The 26,379-nt window shown below is 56.4% G+C and carries 22 protein-coding genes and 1 tRNA gene; 15 read left to right on the top strand and 8 right to left on the bottom strand.

Annotated elements, in window-relative coordinates; translation table 11 throughout:
• The first annotated feature begins 4 nt into the window (after positions 1-4).
• The 3 genes from lptF (at position 5) to AB182_RS22310 (ending at position 4,016) form a co-directional block, all read left to right on the top strand.
• Positions 5-1,105: an LPS export ABC transporter permease LptF gene (gene lptF / locus AB182_RS22320; protein WP_047372007.1), complete on the top strand. Its 1,101-nt coding sequence runs from the start codon at positions 5-7 to the stop codon at positions 1,103-1,105.
• Positions 1,105-2,187 (top strand): LPS export ABC transporter permease LptG, encoded by a 1,083-nt coding sequence (gene lptG / locus AB182_RS22315; RefSeq protein WP_047372006.1) that lies wholly within the window; start codon positions 1,105-1,107, stop codon positions 2,185-2,187. The genes lptF and lptG overlap by 1 nt, the downstream gene beginning before the upstream one ends.
• A 188-nt stretch (positions 2,188-2,375) precedes the next feature.
• On the top strand, positions 2,376-4,016 hold the full coding sequence (locus AB182_RS22310) for a dihydroxyacetone kinase subunit DhaK (protein ID WP_047372005.1): 1,641 nt from the start codon (positions 2,376-2,378) through the stop codon (positions 4,014-4,016).
• Between the two features lie 833 nt (positions 4,017-4,849).
• On the opposite strand, the gene ahr is transcribed toward AB182_RS22310, so the two are convergent.
• The 3 genes from ahr to AB182_RS22295 are packed head-to-tail and all read right to left on the bottom strand — an operon-like array spanning position 4,850 to position 7,518.
• Positions 4,850-5,869 (bottom strand): NADPH-dependent aldehyde reductase Ahr, encoded by a 1,020-nt coding sequence (ahr, locus tag AB182_RS22305; protein ID WP_039076898.1) that lies wholly within the window; start codon positions 5,867-5,869, stop codon positions 4,850-4,852.
• 57 nt (positions 5,870-5,926) lie between these two features.
• Positions 5,927-6,505, bottom strand: a complete 579-nt coding sequence (locus AB182_RS22300; RefSeq protein WP_047372004.1) for a class I SAM-dependent methyltransferase — start codon at positions 6,503-6,505, stop codon at positions 5,927-5,929.
• Positions 6,505-7,518 (bottom strand): HNH endonuclease family protein, encoded by a 1,014-nt coding sequence (locus AB182_RS22295; RefSeq protein WP_047372003.1) that lies wholly within the window; start codon positions 7,516-7,518, stop codon positions 6,505-6,507. The genes AB182_RS22300 and AB182_RS22295 overlap by 1 nt, the downstream gene beginning before the upstream one ends.
• A gap of 245 nt (positions 7,519-7,763) precedes the next feature.
• Here AB182_RS22295 and AB182_RS22290 point away from each other — a divergent pair.
• From AB182_RS22290 to AB182_RS22255, 7 genes are all read left to right on the top strand, one after another.
• Positions 7,764-7,848 (top strand) — tRNA-Leu (locus AB182_RS22290).
• A gap of 357 nt (positions 7,849-8,205) precedes the next feature.
• Positions 8,206-9,353 (top strand): IS3 family transposase gene (locus AB182_RS22280; protein WP_085949497.1). Its coding sequence is split into 2 segments (ribosomal slippage): positions 8,206-8,443 and positions 8,443-9,353, totalling 1,149 coding nucleotides; the frame shifts between segments, so codons are not numbered across the junction.
• Positions 9,354-9,441: 88 nt separating this feature from the next.
• A complete protein-coding gene (locus AB182_RS22275; RefSeq protein WP_047372002.1) occupies positions 9,442-9,831 on the top strand; it encodes a polymorphic toxin type 44 domain-containing protein in 390 nt (129 codons plus the stop codon).
• Entirely contained in the window at positions 9,809-10,234 is a 426-nt protein-coding gene (locus AB182_RS22270) for a hypothetical protein (protein ID WP_047372001.1), read from the top strand. Before AB182_RS22275 ends, AB182_RS22270 begins: the two co-directional genes overlap by 23 nt.
• Before the next feature lie 358 nt (positions 10,235-10,592).
• Complete coding sequence (locus AB182_RS22265; protein WP_047372000.1) at positions 10,593-12,560, top strand: YjhG/YagF family D-xylonate dehydratase; 1,968 nt, start codon at positions 10,593-10,595, stop codon at positions 12,558-12,560.
• 324 nt (positions 12,561-12,884) lie between these two features.
• Positions 12,885-14,264: a glycoside-pentoside-hexuronide (GPH):cation symporter gene (locus tag AB182_RS22260; protein ID WP_047371999.1), complete on the top strand. Its 1,380-nt coding sequence runs from the start codon at positions 12,885-12,887 to the stop codon at positions 14,262-14,264.
• Between the two features lie 10 nt (positions 14,265-14,274).
• Positions 14,275-15,891 (top strand): glycoside hydrolase family 43 protein, encoded by a 1,617-nt coding sequence (locus AB182_RS22255; protein ID WP_047371998.1) that lies wholly within the window; start codon positions 14,275-14,277, stop codon positions 15,889-15,891.
• 12 nt (positions 15,892-15,903) lie between these two features.
• Here AB182_RS22255 and AB182_RS22250 read toward each other — a convergent pair whose 3' ends face one another.
• Positions 15,904-16,665 carry an IclR family transcriptional regulator gene (locus AB182_RS22250; protein ID WP_047371997.1) on the bottom strand — a complete coding sequence of 254 codons (762 nt, stop codon included), beginning with the start codon at positions 16,663-16,665 and terminating at the stop codon, positions 15,904-15,906.
• Between the two features lie 200 nt (positions 16,666-16,865).
• On the bottom strand, positions 16,866-17,123 hold the full coding sequence (locus tag AB182_RS22245) for a YjhX family toxin (protein ID WP_047373408.1): 258 nt from the start codon (positions 17,121-17,123) through the stop codon (positions 16,866-16,868).
• A 405-nt stretch (positions 17,124-17,528) separates the two neighbouring features.
• Here AB182_RS22245 and glgS point away from each other — a divergent pair, with 405 nt between their 5' ends.
• Entirely contained in the window at positions 17,529-17,729 is a 201-nt protein-coding gene (gene glgS, locus AB182_RS22235) for a cell surface composition regulator GlgS (RefSeq protein WP_047371995.1), read from the top strand.
• A 103-nt stretch (positions 17,730-17,832) separates the two neighbouring features.
• On the opposite strand, the gene AB182_RS22230 is transcribed toward glgS, so the two are convergent.
• Together AB182_RS22230 and AB182_RS22225 are read right to left on the bottom strand one after the other, a co-directional pair.
• A complete protein-coding gene (locus AB182_RS22230) occupies positions 17,833-18,405 on the bottom strand; it encodes a DUF1349 domain-containing protein (RefSeq protein ID WP_047371994.1) in 573 nt (190 codons plus the stop codon).
• Positions 18,406-18,431: 26 nt separating this feature from the next.
• Complete coding sequence (locus tag AB182_RS22225) at positions 18,432-18,653, bottom strand: hypothetical protein (protein ID WP_229221169.1); 222 nt, start codon at positions 18,651-18,653, stop codon at positions 18,432-18,434.
• 248 nt (positions 18,654-18,901) lie between these two features.
• On the opposite strand from AB182_RS22225, the gene AB182_RS22220 reads away from it, so the two are divergent.
• Positions 18,902-20,023: a ribosomal protein uL16 3-hydroxylase gene (locus tag AB182_RS22220; RefSeq protein ID WP_047371992.1), complete on the top strand. Its 1,122-nt coding sequence runs from the start codon at positions 18,902-18,904 to the stop codon at positions 20,021-20,023.
• Here the strand turns inward: AB182_RS22220 and AB182_RS22215 are convergent.
• On the bottom strand, positions 20,002-20,691 hold the full coding sequence (locus tag AB182_RS22215; protein ID WP_047371991.1) for a hypothetical protein: 690 nt from the start codon (positions 20,689-20,691) through the stop codon (positions 20,002-20,004). The genes AB182_RS22220 and AB182_RS22215 overlap by 22 nt on opposite strands.
• A gap of 658 nt (positions 20,692-21,349) precedes the next feature.
• Here AB182_RS22215 and AB182_RS22210 point away from each other — a divergent pair.
• The 3 genes from AB182_RS22210 (at position 21,350) to foxA (ending at position 26,319) form a co-directional block, all read left to right on the top strand.
• The gene (locus AB182_RS22210) at positions 21,350-22,492 is read left to right on the top strand and encodes an IS481 family transposase (protein WP_047371990.1); all 1,143 of its coding nucleotides are present in this window, start codon (positions 21,350-21,352) and stop codon (positions 22,490-22,492) included.
• Between the two features lie 612 nt (positions 22,493-23,104).
• A complete protein-coding gene (locus AB182_RS22205) occupies positions 23,105-24,058 on the top strand; it encodes an AraC family transcriptional regulator (RefSeq protein ID WP_047371989.1) in 954 nt (317 codons plus the stop codon).
• A gap of 164 nt (positions 24,059-24,222) precedes the next feature.
• Positions 24,223-26,319 carry a ferrioxamine B receptor FoxA gene (gene foxA, locus AB182_RS22200; protein ID WP_047371988.1) on the top strand — a complete coding sequence of 699 codons (2,097 nt, stop codon included), beginning with the start codon at positions 24,223-24,225 and terminating at the stop codon, positions 26,317-26,319.
• The last annotated feature ends 60 nt before the right edge of the window (positions 26,320-26,379 follow it).

The following is a 26,379-nucleotide window of genomic DNA, read 5'->3' as shown; positions in this document are numbered from 1 at the left end:
TAAAGTGATAATCATAAGATATCTTGCGCGGGAGACGCTAAAAAGCCAGTTTGCGATCCTCTTCATTCTGCTTCTGATCTTTTTCTGTCAGAAACTGGTGAGGATCCTCGGCGCAGCGGTCGACGGCGAAATCCCCACGAACCTGGTACTCTCGCTACTGGGCCTCGGTGTGCCAGAGATGGCGCAACTTATCCTGCCGCTCAGTCTGTTCCTCGGTCTGCTCATGACGCTGGGCAAACTTTATACCGAAAGTGAAATTACGGTCATGCACGCCTGCGGCCTGAGCCGGGCTGTGCTGGTCAAAGCGGCGATGATTCTGGCGCTGTTCACTGGAGCACTGGCGGCGGCTAACGTCATGTGGCTCAGCCCCTGGTCATCGCGCCATCAGGAATCGGTGCTGGCCGATGCCAAAGCCAACCCTGGCATGGCGGCACTGGCGCAAGGGCAGTTCCAGCCGGCCTCTGACGGCAACTCGGTACTGTTTATCGAAAGCGTGGAAGGCAGCAAATTCCACGATGTCTTCCTGGCGCAGATTCGCACGAAAGGCAATGCCCGCCCGTCTGTTGTGGTGGCTGATTCAGGTCATCTTTCGCAACTCAAAGACGGCTCTCAGATAGTCACCCTGACCACCGGCACCCGCTTTGAAGGGACGGCGCTGTTGCGTGATTTCCGCATCACTGATTTCAAAGATTATCAGGCGATTATCGGCCACCAGGCGGTGACGCTGGACCCGGACGATACTGAGCAGATGGGGCTTGATACGCTGTGGAAAACGGATAACCCACGAGCCAGGGCAGAGTTACACTGGCGTCTGACACTCATATTCACCGTATTTATGATGGCGCTGATGGTCGTGCCGCTGAGCGTGGTGAACCCACGTCAGGGACGCGTGCTGTCGATGTTGCCGGCCATGCTGCTGTATCTGGTGTTCTTCCTGCTACAAACCTCCCTGCGATCCAATGCCGCAAAAGGCAAAATCGATCCGTTTATTTGGATGTGGGCGGTTAACCTGGTGTACCTGGCATTGGCGATGGGTCTGAACTTGTGGGACACGGTACCGATGCGTCGGATTCGCGCCCGTGTGATGGGCAGAGGAGCCGTATAATGCAGGCGTTTGGCGTACTTGACCGTTATATCGGTAAAACCATTTTTACCACCATCATGATGACGCTGTTCATGCTGGTGTCGCTCTCCGGCATTATTAAATTTGTCGATCAGTTGAAAAAGGCTGGGCAGGGCAGCTATGACGCGATGGGGGCGGGGCTTTATACCATCCTCAGCGTGCCGAAAGATATTCAGATCTTCTTCCCGATGGCGGCGCTGCTTGGCGCACTGTTGGGGCTGGGGATGCTGGCCCAGCGTAGTGAACTGGTGGTCATGCAGGCGTCGGGGTATACCCGTATGCAGGTGGCGTTGTCAGTGATGAAAACCGCCATCCCGCTGGTGTTGTTAACCATGGCGATTGGCGAATGGGTGGCGCCGCAGGGCGAACAAATGGCGCGTAACCAACGCGCACAGTCAATGTATGGCGGTTCGCTGCTGTCTACCCAGCAGGGGTTGTGGGCGAAAGATGGCCAGACGTTTGTCTATATCGAGCGGGTGAAAAGCGATGATGAACTGGGTGGCGTGAGTATTTACGCCTTCAACGATCAGCGCCGTTTACAGTCCGTTCGCTATGCCGCTTTAGCGAAGTTCGATAAAGACACGAAGATGTGGCGGCTGTCGCAGGTGGATGAATCCAACCTGACCGATCCGAAACAAGTGACCGGCGCACAGACGCTGACCGGCACCTGGAAGACCAACCTCACGCCGGACAAACTGGGCGTGGTGGCGCTGGACCCCGATGCGCTGTCGATTAGCGGTCTGCACAATTACGTGAAGTACCTGAAATCAAGCGGTCAGGATGCCGGGCGTTATCAGCTCCAGATGTGGAGTAAAATTTTCCAGCCGCTTTCCGTGGCGGTGATGATGCTGATGGCGCTGTCGTTTATCTTTGGTCCGCTGCGTAGCGTGCCAATGGGTGTGCGCGTGGTGACGGGGATCAGCTTCGGCTTTGTTTTCTACTTACTGGACCAGATTTTCGGCCCGCTGACGCTGGTATACGGCATTCCGCCGATTATTGGCGCGTTGCTGCCGAGCACGTCGTTCTTCCTGATTAGCCTCTGGCTACTGATGCGTAAGAGCTAGGTTTCTGCTTCTTTCCCGGATGCGGCTTCGCCTTATCCGGGCTATACGACATTTTCCCCGCATGCGTGTTAATCCCTCTCCCTGTGGGAGAGGGTATCTGGCCGCACTAAACGCCCCCCATTTCCGCGACACACTTTCTCTTATCCTGGCTACGCTTTCCTTACGGTTCTCAAAAAATTCAGGAAGCTATGTCCAGATTCTTCTTTAATGACCGCAAGCAACTGGTCAATGACGCCATTGAAGGAATGGTGATTTCCGCTCCCCACGGCAATTTAGTTCGCCTCGACATCGATCCCGCTATTCGTATTGTTGCCCGCGCCGACTGGGATAAATCCCGCGTTGCGGTAATTTCCGGCGGCGGCTCCGGCCATGAGCCCGCCCACGCTGGCTTTGTCGGTAAAGGAATGCTCACCGCTGCCGTCTGCGGCGATGTGTTTGCCTCGCCGAGCGTTGATGCGGTGCTCAACGCTATCGTCGCCGTCACCGGCGATCGCGGCTGCCTGTTGATTGTTAAAAATTACACGGGCGATCGCCTTAACTTCGGCCTCGCGGCAGAAAAGGCTAAACGCTACGGTCTGAAAGTCGAGATGGTGATCGTCGCCGATGACATCGCTCTGCCAGACAACAAGCAGCCGCGCGGTATCGCCGGAACGGCGCTGGTGCATAAAATCGCAGGCTACGCCGCCGAGCAGGGCAAATCCTTAAGCGAAGTGCGCGACATCGCCCGACAGGCCAGTGAGAGTGTCTGGAGCCTGGGGCTGGCGATGGAGACCTGCAACCTGCCGGGCAGCAGCGATGAAGATGACCGCATTCAGCGCGGGCAGGTCGAACTGGGGCTCGGTATCCACGGCGAGCCGGGGGCGAGCACCGTTGACTCGCACAACAGCCAGAAGCTGATGGAGACGCTGGTTGCGCCGCTGAAAGCACAGGCCGGGGAGGGCCGCGTTGCGGTGTTAATCAACAATCTGGGCGGTGTATCAGCGCTGGAGATGGCCCTGCTCACCAAAGAGCTGGCACATTCGGCGCTCAAAGATCAGATCGCTTATCTGATTGGCCCCGCGCCGCTGGTCAGCTCGCTGGATATGAAAGGCTTTTCCCTTTCGCTGTTACGCCTGAACGAGACATTTGAGAAAGCCATTAATGCCGATGTACAGACCGTCGGCTGGCAAAAACCGGTGCCTTTTGCGCCAATGAAAACTCAGCGCCACAGCCCCGTTTACAACCAACTGGAAATCGAACCGTCGGAAAATCCGCAGGTAAAAACGCTGGTCTCGACGGCGGCACGGACGCTTGTCGATCTCGAAAACCGCCTGAATGCGCTGGATGCCAAAGTGGGTGATGGCGATACCGGCTCGACATTCGCCGAAGGGGCACGGGAAATCATCCATTTGCTGGAGCAGGGCGAACTGCCACTCAACAACACCGCGCAGTTGCTGCAACTGATAGGCGAACGGCTGGCAACGGTGATGGGCGGCTCCAGCGGCGTGCTGATGTCGATTTTCTTCACCGCCGCGGGCCAGGCCGTGCATGATGGCAAGCTGCTACCGGAGGCGTTGCTGCGTGGACTGCATCAGATGAAACATTATGGCGGCGCGGAACTGGGCGACCGGACACTTATCGACGCGCTGCAACCTGCCCTTGAAGCCTTGCGCGACAGTGGGCTGGATGCCGCCGCCTCAGCCGCAAAAGCGGGAGCCGCCAGAACCGCAACCATGCAGACCGCCGGCGCAGGCCGTTCGTCCTATGTGAACAGTGAGAATCTGGAAGGCGTCACCGACCCCGGTGCCGTGGCGATTGCCGACGTGTTTGCCGCGATAGCGAAGGGGTAGTCTTTCCCTCTCCCGACTAACAGGCCGGCCCCGCCTTGCGCCCTCTCCCCATGGGAGAGGGTTGGGGTGAGGGCATCAGGCCGCACCGCGGCATTTCCCGGATGCGCTGCGCTTATCCGGGCTACGCCTGGTTCCTGATGCAAATATGAGTGCGGGTTTTCTCCCTCTCCCCGTGGGAGAGGGTTGGGGTGAGGGCAGCAGGCCGTACCGCGCCATTTCCCGGATGCGCTGCGCTTATCCGGGCTACGCCTGGCTTCTGATGCAAATGTGAGTACGGGTTTTCTCCCTCTCCCGACTTACAGGCCGGCTCTACCTTGCTCCCTCTCCCCGTGGGAGAGGGTTGGGGTGAGGGCATCAGGCCGCACAGCGCCATTTCCCGGATGCGCTGCGCTTATCCGGGCTACGCCTGGCTTCTGATGCAAATGTGAGTGCGGGTTTTCGCCCTCTCCCCGTGGGAGAGGGTTGGGGTGAGGGCATCAGGCCGCACAGCGCCATTTCCCGGATGCGCTGCGCTTATCCGGGCTACGCCTGGTTCCCGATGCAAATATGAGTGCGGGTTTTCGTCCTCTTTCCGTGGGAGAGGGTTGGGGTGAGGGCATCAGGCCGCACTGCGCCATTTCCCGGATGCGCTGCGCTTATCCGGGCTACGCCTGGCTCCTGATGCAAATATGAGTGCGGGTTTTCGCCCTCTCCCCGTGGGAGAGGGTTGGGGTGAGGGCATCAGGCCGCACTGCGCCATTTCCCGGATGCGCTGCGCTTATCCGGGCTACGCCTGGTTCCTGATGCAAATATGAGTGTGGGTTTTCGCCCTCTCCCCGTGGGAGAGGGTTACATCAGAAATCCGCTTTCAACACCACGCGGTAACGCGCCTTCCCGTCACGCACATGCTGCAATGCCTCGTTAATCTGCGACATCGGGAACATCTCAGTCGTCGGCGCCACCTTCGCGCGTCCGGCAAACTTCATCAGCTTACGCAGCTCGAACGGCGTACCGGTTGCGGAACCGGACACGCTTCTGTCGCCGCCAATCAGCGTAAAGGCCGGGACTTCCAGCGGTTTCAGCACTGCGCCAACGGTATGGAACGCGCCACCATGGGCCAGCGCCTCAAAATACGGCTGCCACTGCAAATCGACGTTCACGGTGTTGATAATCAAATCGAACTGGCCCGCCAGCGCTTTTAAGGCCTCCGGATCGCGGCTGTTCACCACATAATCCGCACCCATCAGGCGCACTTCGGCCTCTTTCGCCGGGTTCGAACTGAACGCCGTCACCTCACAGCCCATTGCCCGCAGCAGTTTGATGGCGATATGGCCCAGCCCGCCAATCCCAATCACCCCGACACGGCTGGTGGCGGTGATATGGTGCATCAGCAGCGGTTTAAACACGGTAATGCCGCCACAGAGCAGCGGCCCGGCGGTCTCGACATCAATGGTATCCGGCAGCGGGATCACCCATTGCCAGCCCGCGCGGATTTTGTCGGCAAAGCCGCCGCGGTTCAGGATGGTGGGCACCGCGCCTTCCTGACAGTTGATATTGTCGCCGTTAATGCAGGCGTCGCAGTGACCGCAGCTTTTCGCCGTCCAGCCGATGCCCACGCGCTGGCCGACTTTCAGCCCTTTGTTTTGCGCGGCACTTCCCAGCGCCACCACGCGACCAATCACTTCATGCCCGGCGACCAGCGGATATTGAGAGAAGCCCCACTCGTTGTCGATCATCGACAAATCCGAGTGACAGATCCCGCAATAATCCACTTGCACTTCAACGTCTTCCTGACCCAATTCTCCCGCGTCGTACTCAAACAGCTCCAGGTCTGCCCCGGCTTCTTTAGCGGCATAGCTTTTGATAATCGACATCGCCTTTCCTCATGATGGTGTGAGATTTGAGTGTAGAGGATAGTCAGAGCGGTGGAGTTAATCTTTGCGTAACAAGGCGTTAAGCCAGGTTTCCGCGCGATCCGGGCGTTTATCCTGCGTCGTCCACATCGACACCACCTGAACATCCGGTAACGGGCTGACCAGTGCGGTCAGGCCTGATTCGGTTAAATCACTGAAATGACGACCTTCTTTCTCTCTTTCCTGTTCGCCATATTTGAACGAGACATACCAGATACCTCCGGGTTTCAGCGCCTGCGCCAGCGTAGACATCACCTGCGGTAAAGCGCTTGCTTCCACGTGCAGCAGCGACGCACAGCACCAGATGCCGTCGTAACGGTCAGTGGCATCAACATCGCTGAATGTCATTTGCTTAACCGCCAGCCCGCTGTGTAGCGAGGCCATGCGAACCATCTCGGATGATGCATCAAAGGCCTCGACTTCATAGCCCATCTCCAGAAACGCACGGCTGTCGCGTCCGGAACCGCATCCGGCGTCCAGCACGCGTGCGCCTGGGGCAAGGTGCGCGACAAAGGGGGCGTAGAGCGACGACATATCGACGCCGATGGTGTCGGCAAAGAATGCCTGTGCATGGTTTTGATAGTAGTTAATGGTCATCAGAATGTATCCGGCCCGGCGGCCTTTGGCTCCCATTCGTGGAATAAGTTTACGCGCGCAGTGTTCCAGACATTTGACAGGAAATCATGCCGTTTTGCGGTGCTCGCACCGGTCTGGCGCATCAGGGTTTCGCGCAGCGGGAGGTGGCTGGTAATGAAGTACTCGTTACGATCGTGCAGGCGCTGCAGCAGTTTCAATGAGGGGACGTGGGCAAATTTCCCCTGTTTACCCCGGTTACAACATTTACAGGCCAGCACCAGGTTCCAGACGCCATTGACATTCCTCACCTGATCTTTGAGCGTCCAAGGAATAAAGTGATCGACATCGGCCAGGTTTGCGTCACCCGACTCCACGCTGATGGGCGAGAAGCAATAAAAGCAGCGCCCTTTCTGGTAGCCGTTGAGGCTGTCGCGACAGCTGGTGATGGTGATGCGACGGTTATTCTGGATGCTGAACAGCATGTTGTCCTGTTCGTCATGTTCCACGGCGATGAGGTTGCGCGACACACCCATCGCCCAACCCTGCTCGACCAGGTTCCAGCGCGCGTCCGTCTCCAGCTTAAGGTTCTGATACTGCATACCTTCGGTGAGCTGATGAAAATTTGTCGTCAGGCGTATGCCTTTATTGCTTTTGCGCTCATCAATAAAAAAACGCTTTTCGATTTCGCCCTGGTTGACGTTGTGAAACGCATTGAGCACAACACTAAAACCATTTCGCAGCGTCGCTTCTGTCAGCGCATTCTGGTCGATTTCCCCGGCATTAAACTGAAGACAGGCATCCAGATACTGACTTCTGGCAGAGGTGATTTGTTTCGGTGCCTGCGCCAGATGGCGACACAGATGCTGGCTGAACGGGACGGCAAGATCTTCAAGCAGGATGAGGTCGCTACCGTCGCGCTTCACGTCGTACAGCGCATGGGCCAGCGCGAATTTATAGGAAGCGACATTTTTGCCAAAGAGGATTATGCCGCGCCAGTAGTTCTCCAGCGTGGGCTCAACCTGATAGAAACGCATGCCTTGTCCTGATCTATGGATGTGGGGAATGGGTAAAACCCGTAACAGGATCAGATAACAAGATGCGATAAATGTAAACCGCTGCCGTCACGTTGCAGCGTTTTGCGAGAAGCGTTCCAGATAGCGGGGGAGTGCAGCGGAGATGTGTCGATTTTTTCGGCATTTAGACGCGACAAGGCGGGGGAATGCTTGCGCCGGGATCTGCAACAGGTATAATGCAACCCGCTATCAGCATCCCCTTCAGTGCCGAAGTGGCGAAATCGGTAGACGCAGTTGATTCAAAATCAACCGTAGAAATACGTGCCGGTTCGAGTCCGGCCTTCGGCACCAAAAGCATGTAAATGGACCTCAACAGAGGTCTTTTTTTATGCGTAAAATCCAGTATTTATCTACCTTTCCCGCTATATTAACTCTCTCAAGGTCAACCTACATCAACGTACATCTACCAACAGATGTTGGTACAGATGATGGTATTTCCGGTTCGATAATGCTTGTACCAACAGGGGGGCATAAGCATGGCGTTAAGAGATATCAAGGTCAGAACAGCCAAACTAACAGATAAGCAATTGTAGTTCATTGATAGAAAATGGATTGTGGTCGAGGGATGCGGTTGAAAGGCAGATGTGAATCGCCACGGGTTTAACAGACACCTCAGAGTCATTTAAGATGGCTTAAAGAGAGGTGCCCATGAGCGGTAAGCGTTATCCCGAAGAGTTTAAAACTGAAGCAGTCAAACAGGTTGTTGATCGCGGTTATTCTGTTGCCAGCGTTGCAACACGTCTCGATATCACCACCCACAGCCTTTATGCCTGGATAAAGAAGTACGGTCCGGATTCTTCCACTAATAAAGAACAGTCAGATGCTCAGGCCGAGATCCGCCGTCTCCAGAAAGAGCTGAAACGGGTTACCGACGAACGGGACATATTAAAAAAAGCCGCGGCGTACTTCGCAAAGCTGTCCGACTGAGGTACGCCTTTATCCGTGACAACTCCTGTTGCTGGCCTGTTCGCCTGCTCTGTCGGGTGCTGGATGTTCATCCCAGTGGTTTTTACGCCTGGCTTCAGCAGCCGCATTCACAACGCCATCAGGCAGACCTGAGACTGACAGGACAGATTAAACAGTTCTGGCTGGAGTCGGGATGCGTCTATGGTTATCGCAAAATCCATCTGGATCTGCGTGACAGCGGGCAACAGTGCGGAGTAAACAGAGTCTGGAGACTGATGAAACGTGTCGGAATAAAGGCTCAGGTCGGATACCGAAGCCCGCGGGCACGTAAAGGCGAGGCCAGTATCGTGTCACCCAACAGGCTCCAGCGACAGTTCAATCCGGATGCTCCTGATGAGCGTTGGGTAACGGACATAACCTACATCAGGACCCACGAAGGCTGGCTGTATCTTGCCGTTGTTGTTGATCTGTTCTCACGCAAAATTATCGGCTGGTCCATGCAATCCCGGATGACAAAGGACATTGTCCTGAACGCACTGCTGATGGCTGTATGGCGGCGTAATCCCGAAAAACAGGTGCTGGTTCATTCGGATCAGGGCAGTCAGTACACAAGCCATGAGTGGCAGTCGTTCCTGAAATCACACGGCCTGGAGGGTAGCATGAGCCGTCGCGGTAACTGCCATGATAATGCGGTTGCAGAAAGTTTTTTCCAGTTGTTGAAACGTGAACGGATAAAGAAAAAGATCTACGGAACGCGGGAAGAAGCCCGCAGTGATATTTTTGATTACATCGAAATGTTTTATAACAGTAAGCGTCGGCATGGTTCTAGCGAACAGATGTCACCGACAGAATATGAAAACCAGTATTATCAACGGCTCGGAAGTGTCTAGATTATCCGTGGCGATTCAGTTTTACCTATTCGTGATGCTGTTGTGCACTTTTAAAATTAATGTGCGGTTATGCTCTGAGGGATGACGTATGTCTGCAATACCTATTGCCGGCCCGGGGATCGGGATCGTGCGCAACAATATGAAAGATGCCCATAATCACGGTGAACCGCGAGATATGGCGCTTCCTTTAACTTATTACTGGTTTTATCAGAAAGTCCGCAACAAGGGACCCTGGGACTATAAGCAATTTGATCCCTATTGGGCAGCATTTGGGAATTTTAATTTTGGCGCAGCGGGATATGCGGCTGGTATTCCCGCAGAGATTCTCTTAATGGGGGCTGGTTGGGCACAGAGCCGAGCGAGAACTTCAAGGCCAGAATGGGGTAAATGGTATAAAGACGCACCTTATGGCGACGATCCACAGGATCAGTACTGGATAAAGGAAGGGATCAAATATGCCATTGAAAACGGCTATTAAGTGGTTTCATTATGCGCTAACTCTCATCTTGCTGATCATTGTCATTGGTTTTGTGATGCTCAATGCTGGTGGCGATAACAGGGCAGATGACAAACTGGTTAGCTCGCAGCAAATTAGCGATAGCACCTGGCTTTATGTCACGGAGTATTCAGGTGGTGGAGCGACGGTGGCTGACTCTTATCGGTATTATTTATCCGGGAAGCTGGAAGGCAATATAACAGCAAGCCTCGCAAAGCAGGTGCCATTCCTGGTGGCTGCCGGTAGCGCAGCGAACGTGAGTGCTGAGGGTAACACCATTAATATCAAGTACAGTGGCCGAGTATTTTCGTTCAGTAATTCCATTGTCTATGAAGCGAATGGTGACGCGACGTTGCCGCACATTAATTTTCAGGCAACTAACTAACTCCAGACAATACGGTCATATCATAGCGAGGTACGCCCCTGTAAAACAGCCCCAACCGTGCCAGCCAAACGCTGGCACGTCGTTTATCAGGACCACAAATTTAGCCCCCTTAACCCAGGTTATATCGTCCTTCTGACCCGATTGCCTCTCCCACATCTCCCCCATTACATCCCGTTACCGTCCATTTTGTGATCAAGCCTCAAAAAAGCGCAGCCATCCCTGCTGTCTGATTTACCTCCATGCAACACCTGGATTACAGTGAATCAAATTATAAGAACGTTGTTCTATAATGTAGAACAACTTCCAAAAAGACGTCATCAGCCGTTCTTTGAACGCGGTTGACCGGGAGAATACGACAATGTCCATCGACACCATTTTTACGCCGCAGGATGAACAGTTCTATGCGGTGAAAACGCACGCTGCCGGGCCGCAGGGCGCGCTGCCGCTCACCACGCAAATGCTGCTCGAATCCCCCAGCGGCAACCTGTTCGGCATGACGCAAAACGCCGGTATGGGCTGGGATGCCAACAAACTCACCGGCAGAGAAGTGCTGCTGATTGGCACCCAGGGCGGCATCCGTCACTCAGATGGCCGTCCCATTGCGCTGGGTTATCACACCGGGCACTGGGAGATTGGCCTGCAAATGTCGGCGGCGGCAAAAGAGATCACCCGCCTGAGCGGCATCCCATTCGCCGCCTTTGTCAGCGACCCGTGTGATGGACGTTCTCAGGGCACCCACGGCATGTTCGACTCGCTGCCATACCGTAACGACGCGGCCATCGTCTTTCGCCGCCTGATCCGCTCGCTGCCGACGCGGCGGGCGGTGATCGGCGTCGCTACCTGCGACAAAGGCCTGCCCGCGACAATGATCGCGCTGGCCTCTATGCACGATCTGCCTGTGATCCTCGTGCCGGGCGGGGCGACGCTGCCACCCACCTTCGGTGAAGACGCCGGAAAGGTACAGACCATTGGTGCGCGTTACGCCAACAACGAACTGAGCCTGAAAGAGGCCTCTGAGCTGGGCTGTCGTGCCTGCGCTTCCCCCGGCGGCGGCTGCCAGTTCCTCGGCACCGCGGGCACTTCGCAGGTGGTGGCCGAAGCATTAGGGCTGGCGCTGCCACACTCGGCGCTGGCGCCATCGGGCCAGGACGTCTGGCTGGAGATTGCCCGCCAGTCGGCGCGCGCGGTCATGGCGCTGGATGAGAAGGGCATTACCGCCCGCGACATCCTCACCGACAAAGCCATCGAAAATGCGATGGTGGTGCATGCAGCCTTTGGCGGCTCCACCAACCTGCTGCTGCATATTCCCGCCATCGCTCATGCGGCCAAATGCCGTATGCCGGACGTGGCGCACTGGAGCGCCATCAACCGCAACGTGCCGCGCCTGGTAAGCGTGTTGCCTAACGGGCCGGATTACCACCCGACGGTGCGCGCGTTCCTCGCGGGGGGCGTACCGGAAGTGATGCTCCACCTGCGTCGGCTGGGGCTGCTGCATGAAGATGTGATGACGGTAACCGGACAGACGCTGGGCGAAAACCTCGACTGGTGGGAGCACTCGGAGCGCCGTACGAAGTTCCGCCAGTGCCTGCGCGAGCAGGATGGCGTGGAGCCGGATGAGGTGATCCTCTCGCCGGAAGGGGCGAAAGCCAAAGGGATGACCTCCACGGTGGCCTTCCCGGTGGGCAATATTGCCCCGGATGGCTCGGTCATCAAAGCCACGGCCATCGATCCGTCGGTGGTGGACGACGACGGCGTCTATCGCCATACCGGCGAGGCGCAGGTCTTTGTTTCGGAAGAGGCGGCCATTAAAGCCATCAAACAGGGGCAGATCCGGCAGGGCGATATCATGGTGATCATCGGTGGTGGGCCATCTGGCACCGGCATGGAAGAGACCTACCAGCTCACCTCGGCGCTGAAACATATCTCGTGGGGGAAAACCGTTTCGCTGATCACCGATGCGCGTTTCTCCGGCGTCTCGACCGGGGCCTGCCTGGGGCATGTCGCGCCGGAAGCGCTGGCGGGCGGGCCGATTGGCAAGCTCCGCAGCGGCGATCTGATTGAGATTATTGTCGATCGCCTGTCGCTGGCAGGAAGCGTGAACTTTATTGGCCGCGTGGGTGACCGTCTGACGCCGGAAGAGGGGGCAAGGGTGCTGGCGGAGCGCGAACTGCATCCGGAACTCAAAGCACATGATTACCTGCCCGACGACACCCGACTGTGGGCGGCGCTACAGGCGGTGAGCGGCGGTACCTGGAAAGGGTGCGTGTACGATACGGATAAAATTATTGAGGTGATCAATGCGGGTAAAAAAGCGCTTGGCCTTTAAATAATTAAACCAATTTGCCGGGCCGCCGAATAACTTTTTCGGCGGCTAAAAAATATTACGAAATAAAGCATCCCTTACGGGAGAAATAACTGTTTCTGTCACCAGGTAAAATGTATCGCTATCACAGAAGCTAAAATACATAATTGCGAAAGCAAAATTGATAATTGTTGCTGCATATATTCCTTCCTAGAATCAAATCCGCACTGATCATCTAATAAGCGTACGAATAAAGGGTGTATTCCTCAAAAAGTGCACTGCCACGCATTTTATTTTGTAGGTCCCGGCCGTTCGCAATCAATCCCTCTCATATGACTGGAGGTAGACATGCAGTTAACGATGAAAGATAAAATCGGCTACGGGCTGGGGGATACCGCTTGCGGTTTTGTCTGGCAGGCCACCATGTTTTTGCTGGCATATTTTTATACCGACGTCTTTGGCCTGTCAGCGGGCGTCATGGGCACGTTGTTTTTGATTTCGCGCGTGCTGGATGCGGTAACCGACCCGCTGATGGGGCTGGTGGTCGACCGTACACGTACTCGCTACGGCCAGTTCCGCCCGTATCTGCTGTGGGGCGCTATTCCGTTTGGTATCGTCTGCGTATTAACGTTCTATACGCCGGATTTCTCCGCACAGGGGAAAATCATTTACGCCTCCATTACCTATATTTTACTCACCCTGGTCTACACCTTCGTTAACGTTCCGTATTGCGCTATGCCTGGCGTTATTACCTCTGATCCTAAAGAACGCCACGCGTTACAATCCTGGCGCTTTTTCCTCGCCGCTGCCGGTTCATTAGCCATCAGCGGTATTGCCCTGCCGCTGGTGAATATTATCGGTAAAGGCAATGAGCAGGTGGGTTATTTTGGCGCGATGTGTGTGTTGGGTATTTGCGGTGTTATTCTGTTATTTGTCTGCTTTTTTACCACCAAAGAACGTTACACCTTCGACGTTCAGCCTGGCGCTTCGGTTAAGAAAGACCTGAAACTGTTAATGGGTAATAGCCAGTGGCGAATCATGTGCGCCTTTAAAATGATGGCGACCGGCTCAAATGTGGTGCGCGGTGGCGCGACGCTCTATTTTGTGAAATACGTGATGGACCATCCGGAGCTGGCCACGCAGTTCCTGCTTTACGGTAGCCTCGCGACTATGTTCGGCTCCCTCTGCTCATCTCGCCTGCTCGGGCGCTTTGATCGCGTCACTTCGTTTAAGTGGATTATTGTTCTTTATTCACTGATCAGCCTGAGTATTTTCTTTATTCCTGCGAACAATATCGCGCTGATTTTCGCGCTCAATATTCTGTTCCTGTTTGTCTTTAACACCACTACACCGCTGCAATGGCTGATGGCATCCGATGTGGTCGATTATGAAGAGAGCCGCAGCGGGCGTCGCCTCGACGGCCTGGTCTTCTCTACCTACCTGTTCAGCCTGAAAATCGGTCTGGCAATTGGCGGCGCGCTGGTGGGCTGGATCCTCGCGTTTTCCAGCTACTCGGCAAGCAACGCCGTCCAGCCGGATAACGTCCTGACCACCATCAAAATCCTCTTCTGCATTGTGCCAGTGGTGCTCTACGCCGGCATGTTTACGCTGCTGTCGTTCTACAAACTGAGCAGCAAACGGGTGGAAGAGATCAGCCTGCAACTGCAACGTCAGCGCGCTGCGCACCATGCGACGCAGCCTGCCGATGCCGCGGCGGCGGTGAACTGAGGAGAAAACCATGTACCAGATTGAAAACCCGATCCTGACAGGCTTCAACCCGGACCCGTCCCTCTGTCGCGTGGGGGAGGATTACTACATCGCCACCTCCACCTTCGAGTGGTTTCCTGGCGTGCGTATTTATCACTCCCGCGACCTGAAAAACTGGTCACTGGTGAGCACGCCGCTCGACAGCGTGGCGCTGCTGGATATGAAAGGTAACCCGGACTCCGGCGGCATCTGGGCGCCCTGCCTGAGCTACGCCGATGGCCAATTCTGGCTGCTTTATACCGACGTGAAAATTGTCGATTCGCCGTGGAAAAATGGCCGCAACTTCCTGGTGACCGCCCCTTCGGTGGAAGGGCCGTGGAGCGACCCGATTCCCATGGGCAACGGCGGGTTCGACCCGTCGCTGTTTCACGATACGGACGGGCGTAAATATTATATCTATCGCCCGTGGGGGCCGCGTCATCACAGCAACCCCCATAACACCATTGTGATGCAGGAATTTTTTGCCGATACGGGCACGCTCTCGCCCCTGCGTTCAACACTCTTTACCGGTACGCCGCTGGGCTATACCGAAGGGGCGCATATTTATCGCCGCGATGGCTACTACTATCTGCTGGTGGCGGAAGGGGGCACCAGCTACGAACATGCGGTGGTGATGCTGCGGGCGACGGACATTACCGGGCCTTACGAGTTGCACCCTGACGTAACGATGATGACCAGCTGGCACCTGCCGGAAAACCCGCTGCAAAAAAGCGGCCACGGCTCGCTGCTGCAGACCCACACCGGCGAGTGGTATATGGCGTATCTGACCAGCCGTCCGCTGCATCTGCCGGGCATTCCGCGCCTGGCGGCGGGTGGGCGCGGATACTGCCCGCTCGGGCGCGAAACGGGGATAACCCGCATCGAATGGCGTGGTGGCTGGCCTTACGTTGAAGGCGGTAAACATGCGGCGCTGACGGTGCCAGGGCCGCGGATGACCGAGCAGCCGGGCGCAGGCACAGGCGCATGGCGCACAGACTTCGACAGCGAACGGCTCGACCCGGAGCTGCAAACGCTGCGTATTCCGTTTGATGAGCACTCAGGTTCGCTCACTGCCCGTCCCGGCTTTTTGCGCCTCTACGGCAATGACTCGCTCAACTCTACCTTTAGCCAGTCAACCGTGGCCCGCCGCTGGCAGCATTTTCGTTTTCGCGCCGAAACGCAGATGGCCTTTTCGCCGCAACATTTCCAGCAGAGCGCCGGGCTGACCTGTTACTACAACAGCAAAAACTGGTCGTACTGCTTTATGGACTATGAAGAAGGGCGTGGGCGAACGCTGAAAATTATCCAGCTCGACCACAACGTGGCGCACTGGCATCTTTACGATAACCCGATTGCGGTGCCGGAGAGCGCGGAATACGTCTGGCTGCGCGTGGATGTCGATCGGCTTGAGTACCGCTACAGCTATTCATTTGATGGGGAAAACTGGCAGACGATTCCGCTCACCTTTGAGGCGTGGAAGCTGTCGGATGACTATATAGGCGGCAGGGGCTTCTTTACCGGGGCGTTTGTAGGCCTGCACTGCGAGGATATCAGCGGTGACGGCTGCCATGCGGATTTCGCCTCGTTCACCTATCAGCCAAATATATAGCAGGACGCCGGGCTAGCGTTCACGGTAGCCCAGCGCTTTTGACAGCCCCAGCCCGGCCTCCATCAGCTTCTGACGGCAGGCGGCCAGTTGCTCGTCGTTAACCCGCGAGGTGAGGGTCGAGAGGCTGAGCGCGGCAATAACCCGCGACTCGTGGTTCCACACCGGCACTGCAATGCAGCGCACGCCAGGCTCGTTCTCTTCGTTATCGAGCGCGTAATGGTTGTGGCGGGTTTGCGCCAGCGCGGCCAGCAGCGCGTCGCGGTCAGTCAGGGTGGCGGGCGTAAAGCCCGTGAATGCATACCCGTCCAGTAAGGCGGTAAGTTCCTCGTCCCCAAGCCAGGCCAGCAGCACTTTGCCAATGGCTGTGGCGTGTACGGGCAGGCGGCGGCCAATGCGTGAATAGGCGATGGCCGCCTGCTTACCTTCGATTTTTTCGATGTAGACGCCTTCGTTGCCGTCCAGAATCCCCAGGTGGGTCGTCTGCCCCGTCTCCTGCGAAAGGGCGGACAGCCAGCTTTTCGCCTTCTGGCGAATGTCCATGGTGCCCACGACAAAGTGACCGCGCTCCACCAGTTTCATTCCCAGACAATATTTGTCGTTATCCGGGTTCTGATCGATATAGCCATGAAGCTGAAGCGTTTTGAGAAGTGAGTGAAGGGTGCTTTTGCTCAATCCCATCTGTTTGCTTATCTCGGTGATTTTGAGTTCCGTCGCCTGATCGTTAAAGAGGTCGAGGATCTGCAAAGCACGTTCAACAGACTGAATTATGGGCATAATTTTTACCATTCACGGGGAATTATCTGCGTGTGACCGTACTATTTTCACCGGGGAAAAGCAATGGCGGGGAAAGAAGGGAGCCCGGTGCGCGCTGACGCCGGGGCCGGGGTATCAGAACGATGGCAGGGTGCCGATCTTCCCTTGCCGCCGACCTGCCGGGCGATCCCCACCCGCAGGTGAGGATCGCTTAACGCAACTTATTGATTATCCAGTTGTGCACGGACATTGCTTAGACCGGTACGGTTAATGCGATAGGGCTGGCCATTTACCGATCGGATCAGTTTTTTGCTTCTTAATTTTTTGAAGACGGCGAGGGTACAGTCGCTGAGCAATAACCCTTCACGGGTGTAACACTCAACCGCAGTGACGCGCCCGGATGTGTCGCGGGTATGAACGATACGACCGCCTTTGGCAAGGACGTGCAGGGTACGTTGTTCCTGACGGGAAATATTCATGCTGAAAATGCCTGTAATCATCTTGTGCAAAACCTGCCAACACCCTGGGGTGTTAGCGCGAGTGTTTAGCGCAGTGATAACCAGCCCGGCCGCACAGGTCGGAAAGCTGATTATCAGATGGTTGCATTCTCCAGCATCGAAGCCTCGGTATTCGCCATGAAAGTATTTATCCACGGAATATTAACACGCTGCACAGGCAGGAAAATAATTTTGCTTAAGGAGTGTGATCTGTGTGGGGGCAACGTGGCGCGCTTTTTTTCACTCTGTGCGCGCGGCGACGTTATGGACAATGAGGTTATCGCGAAGGCACGCATTGCTTATGAATGTTCATTTTATAAGACAATACTTAAGACAGAGAAGCATATGGCCTTACACAGCACGTCGGCGGACTGAAGGAGTATGCGAATGAAAAGACAAGACCTGAACGCAGTGAAGAATTTTGATTTTTTGGCACGCAGTTTTGCCCGTATGTATGCGATGGGCCAGCCAGTTAATATTGACGCCGTTACCGGCAATATGACCGAAGAACAGAAACAGTGGTTCCAGGAACATTACAACCACTATTGCAAACAGGCGCAGCGCGCCAGAGTTAAAGAACTGCAATAGCGGTAATTACAACGGGCCTGGTGGCCCGTTGTGCTTTCTGGCTTCGCGGTTTATTCCCACTTTACCAGAGACCCCTTTGTGAATGCGCCAGAAGCCGTGATTGTCAGGTGAGATCGTGCAAGGACTTATCGAGTGGCGGCGTTAAGGCCATCTCGCTGAATTTCACAGCTAATCCTTGCCGTTCCGGGGTACAGCACATCACCCCGACCTTCACGTTTCCGGCGGGAAAATGGCACAAACGCAGCAACGGCCAGCTCAGACCATCCGTCGAATATTGCAGACGCAGGGCGTCATCTTTACGCGTCAGACGTAGCCAGAATTCGCGCGGGTTTCCCGGAAAAAGCCCGGTGGCCCAGTCGGAATAGCCCAGGGTCAGTACGCTGCCGATAGCGGGGGCGCCGTCGTTGAATTCAATACCGGCCTTAAGCCAGTGGCGGTTATCGGTCATCAACATGATACCCGCCTGGTCATAAAGGATGGTGAATTCCGCACAGATTTTTACCTGAAAGGTAAAATCCTCAGCGACCTCTTTGGCGTACAAATGACCGGAGAAGCGTTCGAAGCCGTACCAGGTTTTGTGCCAGAAATCGGTGTGTTCATCGGTGACAACCGACAGGCCCCCCTCTTCACAATGCCATTTGGCCGGTTCGTTAACCCACTGAAACTCCTCATGCATGACGCTTCTCCTTTGTCTTTTGCGCGTTAGACCGGTTCCTGCGCTTTGTGCGCCCAGGCCGGCATGGCCGTCAGATAGCGCACCGCGCGCTTGCGTGACTCTTCCGGCCCGACGTGTTGCCATGAATCAAGATAGCCCGCAAGTCCGGCTACCGCCTCCTCCCAGGATTTAAGATTGCCTTCGCTGTCGGTGCAATATTTGCAGTATTTGTCGCTCGGCCCCTGGGCATCGGGGGCGGAAAGCGGCATTCCGCAGGAATGGCAGCATGCTTCATGTTGGGACACAGGACTCTCCTTGTTTGATGAGATGAACAATAAATGTACATCTTTTTGCCAGAGCAGACGTGCCGCACGATCATATAACCATAAATAAAAAGTGGATTTTCAGTTGTGCTACGCGTGATCCTGCTTACGTCTAACCCTTGACGCCCGACAAAGTAAAACGTGCCGATCACTCGCATAATCACGGCCGCTTATCATTCCACAGGTGTGACCCCATGGCTTACCAACTAAACCTTAACTGGCCTGAATTTTTAGAGAAATACTGGCAGAAAAAGCCGGTTGTATTGAAAAACGCGTTTGCGAACTTTGTTGATCCGATCACGCCAGATGAGCTGGCAGGCCTGGCGATGGAAGTGGAAGTCGACAGCCGCCTCGTCAGCCATTTCAATGGTGAATGGCAGGCCAGCAACGGCCCGTTCGAACATTTCGATGGTCTGGGGGAAACCGGCTGGTCGCTGCTGGCGCAGGCGGTCAACCACTGGCACGCGCCGTCTGCCGAGCTGGTTAAGCCGTTCCGTGCGATCCCGGAGTGGCGCTTTGACGATCTGATGATCTCCTTCTCCGTACCGGGCGGCGGCGTTGGCCCGCATATCGACTGGTACGATGTTTTCATTATCCAGGGGATGGGCAGCCGCCGCTGGCGCGTCGGGGATAAATTGCCTCTCAAAGAGTTCTGTCCGCATCCGGCGCTGCTCCATGTTGAGCCGTTTGAGCCGATCATTGATGAAGACCTGGCGCCGGGCGATATTCTCTATATTCCGCCGGGATTCCCGCACGACGGTATTACCCACGAGACCGCGTTTAACTATTCCATCGGTTTCCGCGGGCCAAATGGTCGCGATCTGATCAGCAGCTTTGCCGACTACGCGGTGGATAGTGATCTGGGTGGCGATCACTACACGGATCCGGACTTAACCTGCCGCGAAAATCCCGGCCGAATCGAAGATTACGAACTGGAACGCGTGCGCGGCATGATGATCGAGATGATCAACCAGCCGGAGGATTTCAAACAGTGGTTTGGTTGCTTCATTACGACCCCGCGCCACGAGCTGGATATTGCCGCGGCGGAACCGCCGTATGAGCCACAGGAGGTGCTGGAGGCGTTGCAGGACGGTCAGATGCTGACGCGTCTGGGCGGGCTGCGTATGTTCCACGTGAGCGACGCTTTCTTCGTGAATAGCGAGCGGTTTGACACCGTTGCGCCGAAAGCGGCCGAAGCACTGTGTCGTCATCTGTTGATTGGCAAAGAAGAACTGGGCGAGGCGGTGAATAACCCGACCTTTATTGCCGAGCTGACCGGGCTGATTAACCAAGGTTACTGGTACTTCGACGAGTAAGCGAGCCTCATTCGGGCCGCGGTTTTGCCTGTAGCCCCGGTAAGCGCAAGCGCCACCGGGGAATGTCCCGGATGCGGTGCTTGCCGCACCTTATCCGGGCTACGAACCCTTATTCGGGCCATGGTTTTGTTTGTAGCCCCGGTAAGCGCAAGCGCCACCGGGGAATGTCCCGGATGCGGTGCTTGCCGCACCTTATCCGGGCTACGATCCCTTATTCGGGCCATGGTTTTGTTTGTAGCCCCGGTAAGCGCAAGCGCCACCGGGGAATGTCCCGGATGCGGTGCTTGCCGCGCCTTATCCGGGCTACGATCCCTTATTCGGGCCATGGTTTTGTTTGTAGCCCCGGTAAGCGCAAGCGCCACCGGGGAATATCCCGGATGCGGTGCTTGCCGCGCCTTATCCGGGCTACGATCCCTTTTTCGGGCCATGGTTTTGTTTGTAGCCCCGGTAAGCGCAAGCGCCACCGGGGAATGTCCCGGATGCGGTGCTTGCCGCGCCTTATCCGGGCTACGAACCCTTATTCGGGCCATGGTTTTGTTTGTAGCCCCGGTAAGCGCAAGCGCCACCGGGGAATGTCCCGGATGCGGTGCTTGCCGCGCCTTATCCGGGCTACGAACCCTTATTCGGGCCATGGTTTTGTTTGTAGCCCCGGTAAGCGCAAGCGCCACCGGGGGAGTTCCTGGATGCGGTGCTTGCCGCACCTTATTCGGGCTACGAACCCTTATTCGGGCCATGGTTTTGTTTGTAGCCCCGGTAAGCGCAAGCGCCACCGGGGAATGTCCCGGATGCGGTGCTTGCCGCACCTTATCCAGGCTACGATCCCTTTTTCGGCCTCGGTCCTGATCCCCTCTCCCGGTGGGCTGAGGAATCCCCGATCATATGACGTTTTACAGCGATAACACCGCGTAATGAGAATAAAACTGTGACAGCGATGACAGGGTCCGGCTGAAAATCGATGAGGCGTTGGCGGCTGACCGGGGCCGCCCGCAGGGATGTGGGCGGAGGGGATAGCCTGCAAGGATGCAGGCTGGTCCCCGACCCGAAAGTCAGACGGCATAAGGCGAATGGACCGCGTCAGCGGCGATTTTCCTGGCCGGGAGCCCGGGTCGCCAGGGGGGGGGCGATGAGCCCCCCTGGCACGTTCACGTGTTCTGTCGCGATAGAAAAGCACAGAACATAAGGTGAACGGAATGACCACCAGAGCCGCATTTTCCCCCTCACCCAGACCCTCTCCCTCTGTACAGTCCGGAGACATAGTGAACGCTTGTTCGGGGACATGGTGGACACTTACAACTGAGGCATAAGAACCCGTTTATGGAGTCGCTTATGCCCTGGGATGCGAGAGATACCATGTCATTACGTTCTGAGTTTGTACTGTTTGCCTCGCAGGACGGGGCGAACCTCCGGGCACTCTGCCGTCATTTCAACATTTCGCCGTCCACCGGCTACAAGTGGCTTCGCCGCTGGACTGAGGAAGGCGCCGCCGGTCTTGCTGACCGTTCCCGTGCGCCTCTCCATTCGCCCCGGCGAACCGATGACCGTGTGACGGACCTGCTGCGCATGGCCCACTGCGCCCATGAGCGCTGGGGCGCCCGCAAGATTAAGCGCTGGCTTGAGGACCGCGGACACGTTCTGCCCGCGTTCAGCACCGTGCACAACCTGATGGCCCGCCACGGCCTGCTGCCGGGAGGCACACCCGGCATTCCTGCCACCGGACGCTTCGAACACAGTGCGCCCAACCAGCTCTGGCAGATGGATTTTAAAGGTCACTTTCCTTTTGCCGGTGGCCGCTGCCACCCGCTCACCCTGCTGGATGACCATTCCCGGTTCTCGCTCTGCCTCGCACACTGTCCTGATGAACGGCTCACAACCGTCCGGCAACAGCTGGTGAGGGTGTTTGAACGTTACGGTCTGCCGGCGCGGATGACGATGGATAACGGCGCGCCCTGGGGCGACACCACAGGAAGCTGGACCGCGCTGGAGCTGTGGCTGATGCGCCAGGGTATCCGGGTGGGACATTCGCGGCCTTACCATCCGCAGACGCAGGGCAAGCTGGAACGTTTTCACCGCAGCCTGAAGGCCGAAGTGCTGCAGGGCCGGTGGTTCACGGACGCCAGCCAGTTACAGCAGGTGTTCGACGACTGGCGCGCGGTCTACAACCTGGAGCGTCCACATGAAGCGCTGGACATGGGGGTCCCGGCGTCACGTTATCAGCCGTCATCGCGGCAGTACAGCGGGGCGGTTCAGCCGCCGGACTATGATGAGGGCGTGCAGGTGAGGAAGGTGGATGTGAGCGGGAAGCTGAGCATAAAAGGAGTGAGCCTGAGTGCAGGGAAAGCGTTCAGGGGTGAATATGTGGGCCTGCGTGAAACGGCAGAAGATGGCTGCTATGAGGTGTGGTGGTACAGCACGAAAGTGGGGATGATCGACCTGAAAAAGAGGTCGATCATCATGGGGAAAGGGTGTTAAAAAGTGTTCACCATGTCCCCGAACACCTGTCTACCATGTCTCCGGACCGTACAAGAGAGAGGGCCAGGGTGAGGGGGAAAATACGGCGCTGGTGGTCATTCCGTTCACTTCATGTTCATTGTTTCTTTGTTACATCAGAACCCGTGAACGTGCCAGGGTGGCTCACCGCCACCACCCTGGCGACCCGGGCTCCCGGCCAGGAAAATCGCCGCTTCGCGGTCCACTCGCCTTATGCCGTCTGACTTTCGGGTCGGGGACCAGCCTGCGTCCTTGCAGGCTATCCCCTCCGCCCGCATCCCTGCGGGCGGCCCCGGTCAGCCGTCAACGCCTCATCGATTTTCAGCCGGACCCTGTCATCGCTGTAACGGTTTTATTCTCATTACGCGGTGTTATCGCTGTAAAACGTAATATTACTGGGGATCCCTCACCCCTGAGGGAGAGGAAGAAAACGCATTCGGGGTTGTTCTAAAGGTGAGAACAATTCTCAATATTATTGCCGCCTGGCGGGGGCAATGGTAATCTGTAGGCGTTTTTCAGGGCGTCGACCCGGAAATTTTCGCGCATCCCCGGTGGAATGTTGAACATTGGACAGGATCACAATGGCTGCCCGCTATGCAAAAAAGACACTTTTCCGTTGAAGATTTTATCGGGTTCGGCGAACGCTACGGCATTGATTATCGCTTCCCGTCACTCTCTGCCTGCCGCGACGTCAGTAAAGAAAAACACATTGTGATTCAGGGCGATGTCGAAGAGATGTCGTTCTCATCCGGTCTCAACCTCACCAGCTCAGATATTCGCATCCTGCAACCCTATGAAACCACCTCCTTGCATAGCTGCCCGCTCTATATGCTGGTGGTGCTGGAAGGCAGCGTGATGCTGCGCGTCAACGGTCAGGAATTTGTGGTGCGCTCCGGTATGGCCTTTACCTCGCGCCTTGGCGAGCAGCAGGTGATGAACGCCGTACATCTTGCCGACTACCACTTACGCACGCTTTCGCTGGGCGTAGACCCGGCGCGCTGCTGGCAATCGCCGCTGCTCTCTGTGTTGCTTCAGCAGTGGGAAAACGGCGGGGCGCCAACCTTCTTATGGCAGGTGCCGGGCTTTTTGCTCTCTGGCCTGCAATACATCCAGCAGTCCAGCCAACCTGTGCTGTCGCGCCAGTTAATGCTCGAAGGCGTCATGCTACAACTGTTAGGTCACGGCCTGTCACAGCGCCTGCAAAACCACACCTCCCGCCATGCCCCCAGCGGCGAACAACATCGGCTCGAAACCGTGCGTCGCTTGCTGGAGCAGCAGCCGGAGAAAGAGTACACCCTCACGGAACTGGCCCAACTGGCAGCCATGAGCAGCAGCAGCCTGCGGACCAAGTTTCGCCAGGCCTATGGTCACTCGGTGTTTGATTATCTTCGCGATTGCCGTCTGGAGCTGGCCCGCCGCTATCTGGCACAGGGGTACAGCGTACAACAGGCTGCATGGATGTCGGGATATCAGCATGCCACCAATTTTTCTACCGCCTTTCGCCGTCGCTATGGCATTACCCCCGGAGAGGCGCGCCACGCCTGTTAATCCCCGTTCTTTATCCGGTCGTCCACGGGCCTGTAGACCAAAGTTCCATAGTGGTGATGCGTTTTGTCACCGTGCATACGTCTCTTGTCATTGCGCATAGCTGCCACCGTCGGCAAAAGGGTAATAATTCTTATTTACAATAAAAACGGCTTCTGGAGATTTTCATGTTCGCAAAAACGCGACTGGCGCTGATGATTGGCTGTATTACGGGTGGATTTAGCGCGGTAGTCCTGGCACAGGACACCACGTCGACAAAAGAAGAGACGGTGGTGGTGACCTCACAAATGCAAAGCGGCGCAACCAAGCTGGAAACGCCGGATATCGAAACCCCGCAGTCGGTCTCTATTGTGACGCGCCAGCAGTATGAAGAGCAGGGGGCCACCAGCGTGCGCCAGGCGGTGGGCTACACGCCGGGGGTCTATGCCAACCAGATTGGCGCCTCCAATCGCTTTGATTACATCGTTTTGCGCGGCTTCTCCGACGGCAGCCTGGATAATATCTATCTCGACGGCCTGAAAATGATGGGTGACACCAACTCGCACAGTTCGCTGGTGGTGGACCCGTGGTTTCTCGACAGCATCGAAGTGGTGCGCGGCCCGGCTTCCGTACTCTATGGTCGCTCTTCGCCAGGCGGAATTGTGGCGCTGAACACCCGCAAACCGTCGTTTGACGCGGGGGGCGAAGTCAAACTGTTCGCCGGGAATAACAACCAGCGCGGCGCGGCCTTTGATGTGACCGGCCCGGTGGATGATAACGACCGCGTTGCCGTGCGTTTAACCGGCATGACCCGCTATGCGGACTCACAGTTTGATCCGCTCAAAGAAGAGCGTTATGCCCTGATGCCGAGTCTGACCTGGCGTATCACCGACACCACGCGTCTCGATCTGATGGCCTATCTGCATCGCGATCCGGAAGGCGGCAGCCACTCGGGCTTACCGTATGAAGGCACCGTTGTCCCCCATGCCGGGCAGAAAATTTCCAATACCTTCTATGAAGGGGAAGACGATTACGACAAGTACGACCGCCGCGAAAATATGGTTGGCTACAATTTCGAGCATGCCTTTGACAGCGGCTGGTCGGTGCGCCAGAAATTGCGCTATTTGCACACCAAAGTGAACCTGAACCAGGTGTATGCGGCAGGCTGGCTGAATGATACCGAACTGAACCGCGGCTATTCCGGCTCTGATGAGAAGATGAATGCCATCACGCTCGACAATCAACTGGACGGCAGCGTGGAGACCGGCCCGGTAAACCATCGCCTGCTGATGGGCGTGGATTACCAGCGGCGCAGCAATAATGTGGCCGGTTACTACGGCGCATTCCCGGCGATCGATGCGTTTAACCCGGTGTATGGCGCAGATCCGGATTACATCACCCAGTACAGCAGCGAGAAGCATAAGCTGGAGCAGACGGGGATCTACGTGCAGGATCAGATGTCACTCAATAAGTGGCGTCTGACGCTGGGTGGCCGCCACGATCAGGTGAAGGTCACTAACGTTAACAAGCTCAATGATACCAGCGATACCCTGGATCAAGGTCATTACAGCAGCCGCGCGGCATTGCTGTATCTGTTCGATAACGGTTTTGCCCCGTATGTCAGCTACTCGACCGCGTTCACGCCGACCAGCTTTACCGATGAAAACGGCAAGATCCTGCAGCCGATGAAGGGAAAACAGTGGGAGGCCGGGCTGAAATTTGAGCCAGAAGGAACGCAGGCGATGTACAGCGCCTCGGTGTTCCGTATCAACCAGAAGAATATTGCCACCAAAGAAGAGCCAACCGATCCGTACCGTTCTATCGGCGAGATCGAATCCGAAGGGGTGGAGCTGGAAGCAGTGGGTCAGTTAACGGATAGCCTGCGCCTGCAGGCGGCCTATACCTATACCGATATCCGTTACAAGAAGAGCAGCCCGGAAGAGCAGGGCAAGCGCGCCGTCTACGCACCGCGTAACCAGGCCAGCGCCTGGCTGAGCTACGATGTGAAAAGCGGCCCGCTGGATGGCCTGACCGTCGGTTCCGGCGTGCGTTATGTGAATGGTATTACCTCGGATCGCCAGAATACGCATACGCTGCCGTCGTATACGCTGGTGGATCTGGCGGTCGGCTATGATCTGTCGAAGGTGGGCCTGAAAGGGCTGAGTGCGCAGGTTAACGTCAATAACCTGACGGACAAGAGCTATATCGCCGCCTGTAACTCGCTCTCTTATTGCTACTTTGGTGCCGAGCGCAGCATCGTGGGCAGCGTGTCGTATACGTTCTGATCGTGAGTCGTCCCGGGTGGCGACGCGGCCGCGCCTTACCCGGGCTACGATGCCGCAGGT

The organism is Phytobacter ursingii (assembly GCF_001022135.1).
GTDB lineage: Bacteria > Pseudomonadota > Gammaproteobacteria > Enterobacterales > Enterobacteriaceae > Phytobacter > Phytobacter ursingii.
This window is presented reverse-complemented; position numbering and strand designations above follow the sequence as displayed.

What these genes read in the sequence shown, in the direction of transcription:
- AB182_RS22295 (WP_047372003.1), bottom strand. Translation starts at nt 7,518, where the DNA reads ATGCGTTTCTATCAGGTTGAGCCCACGCTGGAGAACTACTGGCGCGGC.
- AB182_RS22220 (WP_047371992.1), top strand. Translation starts at nt 18,902, where the DNA reads ATGGCTTACCAACTAAACCTTAACTGGCCTGAATTTTTAGAGAAATAC.
- AB182_RS22210 (WP_047371990.1), top strand. Translation starts at nt 21,350, where the DNA reads ATGCCCTGGGATGCGAGAGATACCATGTCATTACGTTCTGAGTTTGTA.
- lptG (WP_047372006.1), top strand. Translation starts at nt 1,105, where the DNA reads ATGCAGGCGTTTGGCGTACTTGACCGTTATATCGGTAAAACCATTTTT.
- glgS (WP_047371995.1), top strand. Translation starts at nt 17,529, where the DNA reads ATGAAAAGACAAGACCTGAACGCAGTGAAGAATTTTGATTTTTTGGCA.
- AB182_RS22270 (WP_047372001.1), top strand. Translation starts at nt 9,809, where the DNA reads ATGCCATTGAAAACGGCTATTAAGTGGTTTCATTATGCGCTAACTCTC.
- AB182_RS22205 (WP_047371989.1), top strand. Translation starts at nt 23,105, where the DNA reads ATGCAAAAAAGACACTTTTCCGTTGAAGATTTTATCGGGTTCGGCGAA.
- AB182_RS22245 (WP_047373408.1), bottom strand. Translation starts at nt 17,123, where the DNA reads ATGAATATTTCCCGTCAGGAACAACGTACCCTGCACGTCCTTGCCAAA.
- AB182_RS22230 (WP_047371994.1), bottom strand. Translation starts at nt 18,405, where the DNA reads ATGCATGAGGAGTTTCAGTGGGTTAACGAACCGGCCAAATGGCATTGT.
- AB182_RS22310 (WP_047372005.1), top strand. Translation starts at nt 2,376, where the DNA reads ATGTCCAGATTCTTCTTTAATGACCGCAAGCAACTGGTCAATGACGCC.
- AB182_RS22225 (WP_229221169.1), bottom strand. Translation starts at nt 18,653, where the DNA reads ATGCCGCTTTCCGCCCCCGATGCCCAGGGGCCGAGCGACAAATACTGC.
- AB182_RS22300 (WP_047372004.1), bottom strand. Translation starts at nt 6,505, where the DNA reads ATGACCATTAACTACTATCAAAACCATGCACAGGCATTCTTTGCCGAC.
- ahr (WP_039076898.1), bottom strand. Translation starts at nt 5,869, where the DNA reads ATGTCGATTATCAAAAGCTATGCCGCTAAAGAAGCCGGGGCAGACCTG.
- AB182_RS22255 (WP_047371998.1), top strand. Translation starts at nt 14,275, where the DNA reads ATGTACCAGATTGAAAACCCGATCCTGACAGGCTTCAACCCGGACCCG.
- AB182_RS22250 (WP_047371997.1), bottom strand. Translation starts at nt 16,665, where the DNA reads ATGCCCATAATTCAGTCTGTTGAACGTGCTTTGCAGATCCTCGACCTC.
- AB182_RS22275 (WP_047372002.1), top strand. Translation starts at nt 9,442, where the DNA reads ATGTCTGCAATACCTATTGCCGGCCCGGGGATCGGGATCGTGCGCAAC.
- foxA (WP_047371988.1), top strand. Translation starts at nt 24,223, where the DNA reads ATGTTCGCAAAAACGCGACTGGCGCTGATGATTGGCTGTATTACGGGT.
- AB182_RS22260 (WP_047371999.1), top strand. Translation starts at nt 12,885, where the DNA reads ATGCAGTTAACGATGAAAGATAAAATCGGCTACGGGCTGGGGGATACC.
- AB182_RS22265 (WP_047372000.1), top strand. Translation starts at nt 10,593, where the DNA reads ATGTCCATCGACACCATTTTTACGCCGCAGGATGAACAGTTCTATGCG.